Source organism: Advenella faeciporci (assembly GCF_014652395.1).
In the GTDB taxonomy this organism is placed as follows: domain Bacteria; phylum Pseudomonadota; class Gammaproteobacteria; order Burkholderiales; family Burkholderiaceae_B; genus Advenella; species Advenella faeciporci.
On sequence record NZ_BMYS01000011.1, the window covers coordinates 25,856 to 39,923 of the forward strand.

Genomic DNA, 14,068 nt, shown 5'->3' on the forward strand with positions numbered 1-14,068 from the left:
AGGTGTAATCCTACCACTATCTTAGTGATTCGTAGATACGTTCTGCCAAAGCCTGCGAAATTCCTTCCACCGAGCGTAAATCATCAATACTGGCGGCCGCCACGCCCGAAAACCCGCCAAAGCGTGCCAGCAGCTTTTGCCTGCGTTTTGTGCCAACCCCCTCGATTTCCTCGAGTCTGGATACATTACGGGTTTTGGCCCGCTTGGCCCGCATGCCGGTAATGGCAAAGCGGTGCGCTTCATCACGCACCTGGGCGACCAGCATCAGTGCCGGAGAACCCAGACCCAGCGCCACCGGTTCCCGTTCATCGGTAAACACCAGTGTTTCAAGGCCCAGTTTACGTCCCTCACCCTTGGCCACGCCAACAATCGCACTGGTATCCAGACCCAATTCCTCGAATACCTGCCGGGCAATTTCAACCTGACCCTTGCCTCCATCAATTAACACCACGTTTGGCATGGGAGATTCTGCATCGGCCACCCTTGAAAACCGTCGTTCCAGGACCTGACGCATGGCGGCATAATCATCACCCGGAGTAATACCCGCTATATTGTAACGACGATACTGTGATGGCTGCATGTCATGATGAAGATAAACCACACATGAGGCCTGGGTAGCCTCTCCGGCCGTATGGCTAATATCGAAACATTCTATCCGCATATCGTCCAGTGCATTTTCATCAGTATCCAGCCCAAGCAACTCGGCCAACGCCAGCGTACGTGCCGCTTTTGCCGTAGACTCGGACAGCACCCGTGACAGCGCCAATTGGGCATTTTTAGTGGCCTGCTCAAGCCAGGCTTTTTTAACGCCCTGCACGCGAGTCTGCAAACGCACCTTCACATTGCCACCCGCATGCTCATTAAGCATTTCCAGCAGCTCTGGCTCAGCCAGGGGGTGCGAACAGATTAATAGCGCAGGCATCATATTATCAAGATAATGCTGTGCCACGAACGCATTCAAGACATCAGAGGGGGTATCGCCATCTGTTTGCGCAGGAAAAAAAGCTTTATCGCCCAAATGCCGCCCGCCTCTTACCATGGCCAAATTAACACATACCTTTCCGCCCAGCATTTCAACCGCAATAATATCCACATCACCGCCACCCGCTTCTTCCATGGATTGCTGGTGCAAAACCGTAGCCAAGGCATGCATCTGATCCCGCAAAATGGCTGCCTGCTCAAACTGAAGCGCATCGGAAGCCGCCATCATGCGTTTTTCAATATCATCAATCACATCACTGGCCTGACCATCCAGAAAACGCACCGCCCTTTCTACGTCTTGCCGATAAGCGTCTTGGGAAAGAGCCTGCACACAGGGCGCGGAACAGCGCCCGATCTGATGCAACAAACAGGGACGGGAGCGGTTGGCAAACACCGTATCCTCACAAGTGCGCAAACGAAACACTTTCTGCAGAATCTGAATGGTTTCGCGCACTGCCCAAGAGTTTGGATAAGGCCCGAAAAATCGCCCTTTCTTGCTGGTGCTTCCCCGATAATACACAATTCGCGGGAACGCATGATCGCTAACCATTAAATAGGGGTAGGATTTATCATCCCTGAACAGAATGTTATAGCGCGGGCGCAGTGATTTGATGAGATTATTCTCAAGAATCAGGGCCTCGGCCTCGGAGCGCGTAACGGTTACCTCAAGACGCACCACCCGGGCCACCATATGCGCAATACGCGGACTGGACGGTGTTTTCTGAAAATAGGAAGAAACCCTTTTTTTCAGGTCACGCGCCTTGCCCACATACAGCACCACATCATTCTCATCCAGGTGCCGGTAAACACCCGGCAAATGAGGCAGGTCACTCAGAAACGATTTTATGTCGAAAGGCTCGGGCATCTTGGTACCGCTTATTCAATTGCAGGGCTTCCCAATTCATGAAAGGCGTTGAAGGCATCAGGCGCTGAATCCGCTCGATGGACTGGCTTGTAATGGTAAACTCAAGCCGATCCAGCAACGTATCGGCCAGATCGGGGCGGTTGCATACCAGCACCATATCACAACCGGCCTTCAGGGCTGCCTGCGCGCGCGCTACAATATCACCGGCCACCGAGGCTCCTTCCATCGTAAGATCATCAGAGAACACTACACCATTATAAGCAAGTTGACGGCGCAGGATGTCCTGTATCCACTTACGGGAAAAACCCGCAGGTGAGTGATCAACCCTGGGATAAATAACATGAGCGGGCATAACCGCGGGCAACACCATATCACCCAGCCACTGGTAAGGCAGCGCATCTTCATTCATGATTTCATCCAGGGTGCGCTCATCCACCGGAATGGCCAAATGGGAATCGGCCTCTACAAAACCGTGTCCCGGAAAATGTTTGCCACAGGCGGCCATACCCGCCAAAGAAAGCCCCTGAATAATGGCTCGGGCCAGTGTGGCCACCACCTTGGGATCACGGTGAAAAGAACGGCTGCCAATCACCTGGCTGACCCCATAGTCAAGGTCAAGTACCGGTGCAAAGGTAAAGTCAACCCCACAGGCACGCAACTCGGCCGCCATGACATAAGCCAGCTCAGTGGCGGTACGAATGGCCTGCTGCGGATTTTGCTCCCAATACTGACCCAATTCCCGCATGCCGGGCAAGTGCGTAAAACCATTGGTTTTGAAACGCTGCACCCGACCACCCTCATGATCAACCGCAATCAACAAAGGTGCATTCCGGGCTTCGTGAATGTCCCGGGTAAGCGCACTTAACTGTTCGGGGCTTTCGTAATTGCGGGCAAACAAAATAACCGCTCCCACCAAAGGGTGACGCAAACGTTCTTTTTCGCCAAGGGTTAACTGCATGCCCTGCACATCAACCATAACCGGTCCGGGCGGTACTGCCAATGACTGCATTTTATTGTCCTTTTTTAGATTCAACCAGGACAAATGCCATGGCCAGATCAGATTCATCGGTAACCGACACATGTGCCGTACCAAACCGTTGTTCATACCAGGTTTTAAGCGGCTCAGCCAGCACCACCACGGGTTTGCCGCTGGCCGCATTCAGGGTTTGCATGCCAGACCAATACATGGGCATACGCATGCCTAATCCTATAGCCTTGGAAAAAGCCTCTTTGGCGGCAAAACGCGTAGCCAGAAAGCGGATGCCACGGGCTGCGTCGCGTGTATACCGCCCCTCAAACCTGATGATTTCCTCAGGCCCCAGGATCCGTTTTGCAAAACGCATGCCAAAACGGTCGTAAGATGCCTGTATCCGGTGAATATAGATCAAGTCTGTGCCAATGCCGGCAATTCCCTGTGGGCCCGCCTGCCCGATTAATGTATTCATGTCTTCACCAGCCCCCGATAGACTTACACTTTAATGAAGTGTTCCCGATAATACTTCATTTCGTCAATCGACTCATGAATATCGGCCAGCGCCTCGTGCTTGCTTTTCTTGGCAAAACCCTTGTAAACCTCGGGTTTCCAGCGGCGGGAAAGCTCTTTAAGCGTGCTGACGTCCAGATTGCGGTAATGAAAATACTGTTCGAAACGGGGCATGTACTTGAACATGAAACGACGATCCTGGCTGATGGTATTCCCGCACAGGGGTGACGCCCCTTTAGGCACATATTGAGACAGAAATTCAATCAAAATATCTTCGGCCTGCTCTTCTGTTAAAGTGGAATCTTTAACTTTTTGGATTAATCCACTTTTACCATGGGTGGACGTATTCCATTTATCCATGGCATCTAATACACTATCAGGTTGATGAATGACCAAAACAGGCCCTTCAGCAACAATAGTAAGATCCGGTTCGGTTACCACAACGGCAATTTCCAGAATTTTTTCTTTTTCAGGATCCAGACCGCTCATTTCCATATCCAGCCAAACCAGACGCAAATCATTTACTGCCATTTTCATTTATCCTTAATACTGAGTTTCGTTATTTTCGCACAGAGCAATCATTAACATATGACAACAACGCTGTTTACACTCTTATTTATCCTGTTTCTTGGCCTTGAAACCATCGTCAAGCTATGGCTTTCAAGCCGTCAAATACGTCATGTCAGCCAGCACCGCAACGCGGTTCCCGAAGAGTTTTCAGAAAAAATAAGCCTGCGCAGTCATCAGCGGGCAGCTGATTATACGGTTGAACGCATGAAACTGGGGATGACCGAGTGGATATATGACGCAATGATACTTGTTGGCTTTACCCTGCTGGGTGGTTTGCATCTGCTGGACATTTTCCTGCAACAGCAATTTTCAGGAGACATGTGGCGTCAGCTGGCCCTGCTTGCTTCAGTTAGCATTATTACCGGGCTGCTGCACCTGCCTTTCAGTTTATGGCGTCAGTTCAGGCTTGAAGCCAAATACGGCTTCAATCGCATGACCCTTAAACTGTTCATCAGCGATTCCATCAAAGGTATTGTGGTCAGTCTTATTCTTGGCTTGCCCTTAATGGCCGCCATTTTATGGCTAATGGCTGAAGCGGGCAACGGCTGGTGGCTCTGGGCATGGGCTCTTTGGGTTGGATTCAATGTACTTATCCTGTATTTGTACCCCACATTTATTGCACCGCTATTCAATAAATTTACTCCGCTTGATAACCCCGAACTGGCTGAACGCATTAATAAACTGGCTTCGCGCTGCGGGTTTACGCTAAATGGCTTGTTTGTCATGGATGGATCCAGGCGTTCTGCCCATGGTAACGCCTACTTTACCGGTTTTGGCAAATCACGACGCATTGTGTTTTTTGACACCTTGCTGAACAAGCTGAGTGGTGCAGAAATTGAAGCTGTCCTGGCCCATGAGCTGGGTCACTTCAAACACAAACACATTATCAAGAGAATGGCCATCAGCTTCTTTGTTGCCCTGATATTTTTTGCCTTGTTAGGCTATGCAAAAAACACCCTCTGGTTTTATGAAGGCCTGGGTGCCACCCCGGCACTCATGCGCAGCAATGATGCGCTGGCGCTCATTTTGTTTTTCATGGCCGTGCCGGTATTTACCTTCCTGCTCTCTCCGCTGGCAAGCTGGTTTTCCCGTAAAGACGAATTCCAGGCTGATCTATATGCCAGCCAGCAGGCCGAAGCCCAGTCACTGGTTTCAGCACTGGTCAAACTTTATGACGACAATGCCGCCACCCTTACCCCTGATCCGGTGCACTCGGCGTTTTATGACAGCCATCCACCGGCCTCTGTCCGTATTCAGCATTTATTAACCGGCTCAAGGGCATAAACACATGAAAGGACGCATTATTTCCGCCCATGGCCGCCATTACCAGGTGGAGCTTGAAGATGGGCACCTGCGGCAATGCTACACCCGTGGCAAAAAAACCGGTATTTGCGTAGGCGATTTTGTCCGAATCCAGCCTCAAGGAGAGGACGAAGGCAGCATTGAAGAAACCCTGGAACGGCAAAACCTGCTCTACCGCTCGGATGAAATGCGTTCCAAGCAATTTGCCGCCAATGTAGACCAATTGCTCATTGTGGTCGCCACTGAACCGGCTTTTTCTGATGATCTTACCGGACGCGCCCTGACCGGGGCCTGGAGCGCAAACATCAACCCGATTATCCTGCTGAACAAATGCGACCTTGCCAGCGGCCTGGCACGCGCCCAGGAATCCCTTGAAATTTACCGTGAACTGGGGGTACCGATTATTTCATGCAGCATTTATGAGCCTGAACAGTTAAAACAGGATCTGCTGCCCTTGCTGAAAGACAAAACCAGCCTGCTGCTTGGGCAAAGCGGCATGGGTAAATCAAGCATTTTAAATGTGCTTATTCCTGACGCCAAGGCGCATACCCAAGCGCATTCGGTGGCTTTGGGTACCGGCAAGCACACCACAACCAGTACACGGCTGTATCACTTGCCCAGCCAGACTGGCTGCCTTATTGACTCACCCGGCTTCCAGGCATTTGGTCTTTACCATTTGACGCAAACCGATATTGCCAATGGTTTCCCGGAGTTCAAGGAGCACATTGAATCATGTCGTTTTTATAATTGCACCCATTTGCACGAACCGGGATGTGGTGTACTGGCCGCCCTTGAAGAAGGCAAGATAGGCCGCAAACGCCATGAGCTTTATGAACGTATCCTGCTTGAAAGCCAGGCGGCCACACGCTATTGATGAATGGGGCAAAGGAAGGCCGGAAAGCGCCCAACCCGTTTTGCCCCGGCAACCGGGTGGCTTTCACGTCTGGCTTAAATAGCCGCCTGATGCAGGCGATGGTACAGGTTTCTGATGACCGATGCCGTTGCTCCCCAGATAAAATAAGAGTTCCAGGGCATTGAAAAATAATTTCGTACCGTGCCATCGGGCAATTTTGCATTGTGCAAACGGTGGTTTCGTGGGTCCATGAAGAAAGACAAGGGAACATAAAACACCTCTTCCACCTCGTTGCTGTCTGTGTGAATTGAAAACCCTTCATCAACCCAGCCAACATATGGCTTCATCAGAAAACCGGTGCCGGTAAACAGGTCTGGCAACTGGCCAACCACCTCTATGCTGGAAGCCGGAATGCCGATTTCCTCTTCCGTTTCACGCAACGCGGCTTCTTTGGCAGAGGGATCGCTTTCTTCAACCCGCCCGCCCGGAAAACTGATTTGCCCTGCATGATTTTTTAACTTGGAAGAACGCTTGGTTAAAATGACATGGATCTCTTTGTTGACATAAACCAGTGGCAACAGAACGGCCGCATCAATATACGTTTGATGCTGTATGAATTTGACATCATTCCAGTCATGCAGCAGTGACTCTGCCTGCCAGACAAAACGATGGTCAAAGGCCTTGTGGAATAAATCGGGGGTCAGCAATGACCCAGGCACCGCAGACAGGTTTTCACTGGCCGGTGACCAAGGCTGGATAACCGGATCAAATGGCAGGATTATTTTTTGCCGGGGCCTGATAATTTCTTTCGACAAATAAAAGTCCTTTGAAATAAAAAAAGCACCTATAAATATAGGTGCTTTTTTCATCAGGGACAACTGAATTTCATAAAAAATATGAAATTATGCTGCCACTGTTTTACGAACCAGTTTTTCTTTGATACGTGCAGCTTTACCGGAACGGTTGCGCAAGTAGTACAGTTTGGCACGACGCACATCACCACGACGCTTCACTTCGATGGAAGCAATGGTTGGAGAGTACAATTGGAATGTACGCTCTACGGCTTCACCGGAAGAAATTTTACGTACGATGAATGCCGAGTTCAGACCACGGTTACGCTTGGCAATAACAACACCTTCGTAAGCCTGTACACGTTTACGTGTGCCTTCAACTACGTTTACGTTAACGATAACTGTATCACCAGGTGCAAATTCAACAGCCGGTGTACCACCAGTCAGGCGATCAATCTCTTCTTTCTCGAGTTGTTCGATAAGGTTCATGAGAACTCCTTAAATCATCATTCACGGCTAAAAACTGATACAAAGCATTTATTTTTACGCCGTATTGCAGGTAACCCTTTACCCGCAAAGCCGCCAGAGGATGAATACAATAAAGCAGAAAATTATATACCCTTAAATGCATAAATGCCAGTATTTTCTTATGCTTAAGACATTCACAACCATTTTACAGGCAAAAAAAGTAATGTTTGCACAACACTAGGCAGGTATTTATACTAATAACCTGCCATCGTACCAATAAACAACACAAGGGGGATGGCCACCGCCCACACCAGCGCTGAACAAACGTCCATAAACATTTGACCTAAAGACAAATGGTTTTTACGTGAATGGCAACGAAGCCTGGAATTGTTTAACATGGCATAAGTTTGATCATACGGAGACCAGGAAATGTCGTTAGCCATATGACGATTGATTGAACCTGATGAAGAAAGTTTACCTGCTTGCATTTATAGCCTCCTGAAAGTTCGGAACTGCCGGATATGGCATAAACCACACCCGGCAGAAATACCAGGACCCTAACCTGGAATATCGCAACTATGCATGCGATAAACAGTACTGTATATTTATACAGTACTTTTGGCAAGTGATTAATTTTTCCTTGGTGAAAACACAACAAAAAAAACCGCCTGCCCCAAAAAGAGCAAGCGGCCTCATATCCGGACAGACAACAAGCTGCTACTTGCTACCGCGAGGATTCAGGCCAGACAAAAGCCGGCAAGACAAGAAACTTAAACAGTTTTCAAATAAGCAAGACTTTCCTGTGCCAGGTCGCCAGCCAGTACAGCTGCTGACAACGCAGAGACGCGAGGTAGCAAATGCGCGGCATAAAAAACGGCTGTGGACTGTTTTTGGGTATAAAAAGCTTCGTTGTGACCCTGGCATTTAAGCGCGGCACGTGCCAGCTGCCAGCCGGCATGCACATAACCGGATAACATCAGGAATGGCACGCTACCCATGAAAACAGCACGCATATTACCCGCTTTTGCGGTTTCAAGCACATAATCAATGCTGGCCTCGTAGGCCCGGGTGGCAATTTCCAGCTGGGCGGCAATAAAAGCCAATTGCCTGCTATTGGCATATTGCTTAAGCTCGGCCACGGTTTCATGCATGGATTTGACAAACCCTTTGGCAACGGCACCGCCATCACGCAAAGTTTTACGACCCACAAAATCATTGGCCTGGATAGCCGTAGTGCCTTCGTAGATAGATAAAATACGGGCATCACGATAATACTGGGCAGCACCCGTTTCTTCTATAAAACCCATGCCCCCATGCACCTGTACGCCCAATGAAGCGACCTCAATGGCATTTTCGGTAGAAAATCCTTTCACAATGGGCACCAGATACTCATAAACCGCCTTGTTACTGACCCGAATGGCCTCATCGGGATGGTTAACTGACAGGTCATTGGCCCGGGCCGCGTACATGGCAACCGCACGGGCACCCTCGGTAAGGCCGCGCATAGTGGTAAGCATGCGCTGCACATCGGGATGATTGACAATAGGCACCGGCCCGGCAGACCCTTCCAGGGCATTGCTCTGGACCCGGTCTTGGGCGTATTGCCGGGCCTGCTGCAAGGCCCGCTCGGAAACGGCAATCCCCTGGATACCCACGTTATAACGGGCCGCATTCATCATGACAAACATATACTGCAGCCCCTGGTTTTCCTGACCCACCAGATAACCAATCGCCCCCTCACCCACTTCTTCCGACTTGCCTGAACCAAACAGCAGGACTGCGGTGGGGCTGGCGTTAATACCCAGTTTTTCTTCCAGGGAAGCGCACCAGACATCATTGCGCTTGCCCAGGCTGCCATCTTCATTGACCAGGAATTTAGGCACAATAAAAAGCGAAATACCCTTGATACCCGCTGGTGAACCTGGTGTACGGGCCAGCACCAGATGCACGATATTTTCTGCCATGTCGTGCTCTCCGTAGGTAATGAAAATTTTCTGGCCAAAAATACGATAGCTGCCGTCGTCCTGGGGAACGGCTTTGGCATTCACCAATGCCAGATCCGAACCGGCCTGCGGCTCGGTCAGGTTCATGGTGCCTGTCCAGCGCCCTTCAAGCATGGGGGGAATATAGGTTTCTTTTTGTTCCCGGGAGCCTGCCTGGGTAATGGCTTCTATGGCGCCATCGGTGAGCAGGGGACACAAGGAAAAAGACAGATTGGCCGCGTTCAGGTTTTCAGAGGTGGCCGCCGCCACGACTTTGGGAAAGCCCTGGCCACCATGCTCAGCATCGTGCTGCAAACCTTGCCAGCCACCCGCGGCAAAAATTTCAAAAGCCTCTTTAAAGCCTTGCGGGGTTTTTACCTGCCCATCATTCCAGACTGAATGCTCGCGATCGCCAACCACATTAAGCGGGGCCACCACTTCTTCCACGAAACGGGCATTTTCCTCTAGCACCGCCTCTACCACATCTTCGGAAACCTCTTCAAACCCTGGCAATGGCAAAACATCACCCAATAAACCCATATCTTTCAGATTGAAGGTAATATCTTCAATTGGCGCTTTATAGCTCATCTTTGTCCCTGCTAAATAGTTATAAATTAAAAAAACCGGCCTGGCCTATTGCAATGACCATGAAAAAACCAATACACAACAGCTTGCATCTGACTACCGGACATAACAGCATGCCTGCCAAATATAAACGATTTATTCTACGACAAAGCTGTTAAAAGTTGTTTCAATCGCGGGTTTTAAATTTAATATAAAACAATATATTGGCGTTTTTATTTTTAAAACGAGTCTGATTGACCCGGTGCGCGACAGGCCCCACCGTTTAGGGCGGAGAGGATATCAATTCAGCGGTGTTGCTCTGGTGTACGCCAGCCATTGCATCAGTTGCCTGTCCGCTTTTCAGATATCTGCTGAAAAAAACCTTCAGCCAGACAACATGCCTGCTCCCAGGCAAGTGCCTTATCCTCAGACAAAACGCCTGTTGCCAGCTCAAGCACACAATATGCCTTGCGACAATAGGCAAGCCGCCATGGTTTCAGGAAAGAAATCACTTTAAGTACCCGATAATCACGGCCTAGAAAAATCACGCAGATGGGAAACCGCATACCCACGGTATGTACGCTGCTGCATGGCCGAATCAACAAGACCTGGTTGGCGGGCCAGGTTTTCTTGCCAAGCAGGCCTTTGAAGCGCTGCCAAAAGGTGTTTGCCTGATACAGCTGCATTAAGACAGGCCTGAATGAAGCAATTTCATGCCTATCGGAAAGGCAATCACAATAAAAGTACAGGGAAAAATACACAAAACCAGGGGTAACAGCATTTTGACGGGTGCTTCCATGGCCAGTTTTTCGGCCTGAAGAAAACGCTCCGAGCGCCGTTGATCGGATTGCGCCCGCAAAATGGGCCCCAACCCCATCCCCAATGCATCGGCCTGTGCCATGGCAGTAACCCACTGGCGCAAGGCCTGCACGCCGGTTCGGTCTGCCATGGTCCGCAAGGCGTCCAGCCGGGGCATGCCGGCACGCATATCGTTCAGCGCATGCCCAAGCGCCTGGCGCAAAGGACCTTCGGGACTGAGCCTGGCCGTCTGGATAAGTGCCCCCTGCAGGTTAAGCCCGGACTCTACACACAGGGTGGTCATATCAAGCATGAAAGGAAAAGCCTTCAATATCTGCCTTTGCCTTTGCCTGCCCTGCAAACGCACCCAATGCCGGGGTAACCAGGCGCAAAACAGGGCCGGCCCTATGGCCACCAGCAAAGACAGACCCAAAGGCCATGATAATACGCTGATACCCAACAACATCATCAGCAAAGCGCCTGCCAGTCCGGTCAGCAACTGCAGCGCGCTCATATTCATGCAAGTCAGTTTGCGCTCCAGACCCGCATAACGCAACTCCCTGTCAACCCGAAGCCGGTACTTCCAGGATAAAAACGGTTGCGCAAAACGACCCATACGGTCTACCCAGGGCCAAAGCAGCCTTAACAGCCAGGGATGTGTGGGTTCCAGGGGCAACGAAGCGCCTTGCATGCCGGGGCGAAGCAGCAGAAACACACACAGGTATAAGCAAACACCTGCCGCTCCTATACTTAACCAGAATTTCAATATCAGCTCCTAAATATCTATGGACACTATTTTTCTGATCATCCATGCACCGGCCACCTCAAGCACCACAATAACGGCCAGCACTGCCCAGCCCATGGGTGTTCTCCATAAAAACCGCATGGATTGCGGATCAATCAGGTTAAGCACCAGCATCAGGCCAACGGGCAGACTGGACATGACCCAGGCCTGCATTTTTCCCTGAGAGGTGAGCGCCCTGATGCGACCCTGAATTTGTATACGTGAGCGTAATGTAAGAGAAATCCTGTCCAAGGCTTCGGACAGGTTCCCCCCACTTTGCGTGGCGATCTTCAGGACGGACACCACCAGTCCGGTTGCCTCCGAAGGCATGCGTTGGGCAAGGTTGTCCAAGGCCTGTTCAAATGACAGCCCAAGGCGCTGTTCCCGCTGCATCAGCCCAATTTCCTGCCCCAAGGGAGACGGAGCTTCCTCAACCAGCAGTTTCAGGGCGTTTTGCACCCCCGTACCGGCCTGCAACGCGCCAGACAGGGACAACAACATATCCGGCAATTGCCGGTCAAACCGGTCAAGACGACGCTTTCTTAAGACAGACAGCACATGACGTGGCGCCATCAACACCACCAGCCCCATTACCACAGCAACCGGCAGGCTATTGGACAGCAACCAGATTAGAATAACGGTCAGTACACCCATTAACACGGCCAGCGTCCACAACTGCACCGGATCAAAAAACAGGAAAAAATCACTCATGCTTTTTTGGGTCTGGTGCTTGAAATCATGTTCATACTTCCTGAAAGCAGTCAACAGCCATTTCAAGGCAAACCAGAACAGGATCGCTGCAGCAACACTGCACAACACCAACACAAACCAGATCATGCTATTTTGCATACAAAGGATCCATCTTAATGAGAGGCGATCTCGTTGAATGAAGCCGCATGGGAGCTTGCTTCATTACGTTGGCTGAACAGCGCAGGATCAAAGTCAAATCCCTCCTGCCTCATGCGCTCGAAACAATTGGGTATAATGCCCGCCCCGGCAAAAACACCCCCACCTTTTCGCTCAAAGGCAAAAATCTCCTGTGTTTTGATCACGCCGTTTTCCATCCCGCCCACTTCAACAATTGAGGTCACCACCCTGCGTCCACTGGACAGGCGGGTTTGCTGAATGATGAATTCAATACTGGCAGCAATATGCTCACGCACCGCAATCAGTGGCAAATCCATTCCCGCCATTAAAATCATGGTTTCAAGCCGTGACAGGGCATCGCGTGGGGTATTGGCATGCAAAGTGGTTAACGACCCCTCGTGTCCGGTATTCATGGCCCCCAACATATCAAAGGCTTCCGCCCCGCGGCATTCGCCCACTACAATCCGGTCGGGACGCATGCGAAGGGCGTTACGCACCAAATCCCGAATCATGACTTGCCCCCTCCCCTCGAGGTTGGCCGGACGTGCCTCCAGTGCCACCAGATGCGCGTGATTAAGCCGCAATTCTGCCGCGTCTTCAATTGTGACTATCCTTTCATCTGCCGGAATGCAATTGGACAGAATGTTCAGCAAGGTGGTTTTGCCGGAACCCGTACCGCCCGAGACGATAATATTTTTACGCAGGCGTACGCACGATTCCAGAAAACGGCTCATGCAGGTATCCAGTGAACCCAGTTTTAACAAATCCTGCATGGCGGGACGATGCCGGGGGAACTTCCTGATGGTCAGGCTGGCACCCTTCAGGGCAATCGGTGGAATAATCGCATTGACCCGGGAACCATCGGCCAGCCGGGCGTCCACCATGGGTGAACTTTCATCAATGCGCCGGCCAATTGGCGCCACAATCCGGTCTATGACCCCCACCACCGCCTGCTCGGAACTGAACGCGGCATGATGCCGTTGGAGACGGCCATTTTCCTCGACATAGATCTCATCATGGCGGTTTACCATGATCTCGGTAATATTGGCGTCTTGCAGCAACGGTTCAAGTGGCCCAAGGCCCACCGCTTCGTCAAGCACTTCTTGCATCAATCGTTGCCTGTTTACAGCGGGGGGAATCTCCTCATCGGTTTGGATTATTTTGTCCAACAATCCGCCCGCTTCGCTCCTGAGCGCCTCGTCACTCATCATGGAGACATCCCGGCGACGCAAATCCAGCGCCTCAAGCAAGGCCCCGTGCAGGCGCCGGCGGATATACAGGTGCTGTGCCAGATCTTGCCGGGGCTTTTCCTGAGCAGCCCTGCATGATTGGGCCGCCTGCGGCATGAATGCCAAATCCGTTTCAAGCCGCTCCTCCTCTGAACCGGATTTCCCGGGGAACGGGGTTGCCATAGCACTGGCGATGTCCCCAGACCCGTCTTGTCGATCTTGACCGTCTTGCAAGCGACAGATTTGCCTTATTTTCATCATGCAGGGGCCAATAATAATTTCATCGCCTTCCTGCAAAGGCCCGTGACGGCTTATTCGCTGACCATTCAACATGGTACCGGTAATCGCACCCAGGTCTTCAATAAACACACCCGCATCCCTGGCCTCCAGCCGGGCATGCTTTTTGGCCACCCGCCAGCTGCGCAATCGCAGCCCGCACCCAGCCAAACGGCCAATCTCAAAAGGCAATGGCATTTCCCTGATTTCCTTTTTACCATCTTCAAACTGCATTTCAATTCTAAGCATGGTTCT

The 14,068-nt window shown here is 51.0% G+C and carries 14 protein-coding genes; 2 read left to right on the forward strand and 12 right to left on the reverse strand.

Annotation, left to right across the window (positions count from 1 at the left end; translation table 11 throughout):
• Positions 1-16: 16 nt before the first annotated feature.
• From uvrC to orn, 4 genes are read right to left on the reverse strand one after another with little or no spacing between them, the layout of a single operon-like run.
• Positions 17-1,846 carry an excinuclease ABC subunit UvrC gene (uvrC, locus tag IE074_RS08690; protein WP_189385086.1) on the reverse strand — a complete coding sequence of 610 codons (1,830 nt, stop codon included), beginning with the start codon at positions 1,844-1,846 and terminating at the stop codon, positions 17-19.
• Positions 1,809-2,855, reverse strand: coding sequence for a beta-N-acetylhexosaminidase (gene nagZ / locus IE074_RS08695; RefSeq protein WP_189385087.1), 1,047 nt, complete (start codon positions 2,853-2,855; stop codon positions 1,809-1,811). The genes uvrC and nagZ overlap by 38 nt, the downstream gene beginning before the upstream one ends.
• Position 2,856: 1 nt before the next feature.
• A complete protein-coding gene (gene acpS, locus IE074_RS08700; RefSeq protein WP_189385088.1) occupies positions 2,857-3,291 on the reverse strand; it encodes a holo-ACP synthase in 435 nt (144 codons plus the stop codon).
• Between the two features lie 23 nt (positions 3,292-3,314).
• Complete coding sequence (gene orn / locus IE074_RS08705; protein ID WP_189385089.1) at positions 3,315-3,860, reverse strand: oligoribonuclease; 546 nt, start codon at positions 3,858-3,860, stop codon at positions 3,315-3,317.
• 57 nt (positions 3,861-3,917) lie between these two features.
• Between orn and IE074_RS08710 the strand changes: the two genes are divergently transcribed.
• Positions 3,918-5,183: a M48 family metallopeptidase gene (locus IE074_RS08710; RefSeq protein WP_189385090.1), complete on the forward strand. Its 1,266-nt coding sequence runs from the start codon at positions 3,918-3,920 to the stop codon at positions 5,181-5,183.
• A 4-nt stretch (positions 5,184-5,187) separates the two neighbouring features.
• On the forward strand, positions 5,188-6,075 hold the full coding sequence (gene rsgA, locus IE074_RS08715) for a ribosome small subunit-dependent GTPase A (RefSeq protein ID WP_189385091.1): 888 nt from the start codon (positions 5,188-5,190) through the stop codon (positions 6,073-6,075).
• A 74-nt stretch (positions 6,076-6,149) separates the two neighbouring features.
• Here rsgA and IE074_RS08720 read toward each other — a convergent pair whose 3' ends face one another.
• From IE074_RS08720 to IE074_RS08755, 8 genes are all read right to left on the reverse strand, one after another.
• Positions 6,150-6,869, reverse strand: a complete 720-nt coding sequence (locus IE074_RS08720; RefSeq protein WP_229793952.1) for a CoA pyrophosphatase — start codon at positions 6,867-6,869, stop codon at positions 6,150-6,152.
• A gap of 87 nt (positions 6,870-6,956) precedes the next feature.
• On the reverse strand, positions 6,957-7,334 hold the full coding sequence (rplS, locus tag IE074_RS08725) for a 50S ribosomal protein L19 (RefSeq protein ID WP_169294585.1): 378 nt from the start codon (positions 7,332-7,334) through the stop codon (positions 6,957-6,959).
• A gap of 233 nt (positions 7,335-7,567) precedes the next feature.
• Entirely contained in the window at positions 7,568-7,801 is a 234-nt protein-coding gene (locus IE074_RS08730; RefSeq protein ID WP_189385093.1) for a hypothetical protein, read from the reverse strand.
• Between the two features lie 282 nt (positions 7,802-8,083).
• Positions 8,084-9,883 carry an acyl-CoA dehydrogenase gene (locus IE074_RS08735; protein ID WP_189385094.1) on the reverse strand — a complete coding sequence of 600 codons (1,800 nt, stop codon included), beginning with the start codon at positions 9,881-9,883 and terminating at the stop codon, positions 8,084-8,086.
• A gap of 317 nt (positions 9,884-10,200) precedes the next feature.
• Positions 10,201-10,545 (reverse strand): DUF192 domain-containing protein, encoded by a 345-nt coding sequence (locus IE074_RS08740; RefSeq protein ID WP_189385095.1) that lies wholly within the window; start codon positions 10,543-10,545, stop codon positions 10,201-10,203.
• A complete protein-coding gene (locus IE074_RS08745; protein WP_189385096.1) occupies positions 10,545-11,423 on the reverse strand; it encodes a type II secretion system F family protein in 879 nt (292 codons plus the stop codon). Before IE074_RS08745 ends, IE074_RS08740 begins: the two co-directional genes overlap by 1 nt.
• 9 nt (positions 11,424-11,432) lie before the next feature.
• Positions 11,433-12,290 (reverse strand): type II secretion system F family protein, encoded by an 858-nt coding sequence (locus tag IE074_RS08750; RefSeq protein WP_229793953.1) that lies wholly within the window; start codon positions 12,288-12,290, stop codon positions 11,433-11,435.
• A gap of 14 nt (positions 12,291-12,304) precedes the next feature.
• On the reverse strand, positions 12,305-14,062 hold the full coding sequence (locus IE074_RS08755) for a TadA family conjugal transfer-associated ATPase (protein WP_189385097.1): 1,758 nt from the start codon (positions 14,060-14,062) through the stop codon (positions 12,305-12,307).
• Positions 14,063-14,068 lie beyond the last annotated feature (6 nt).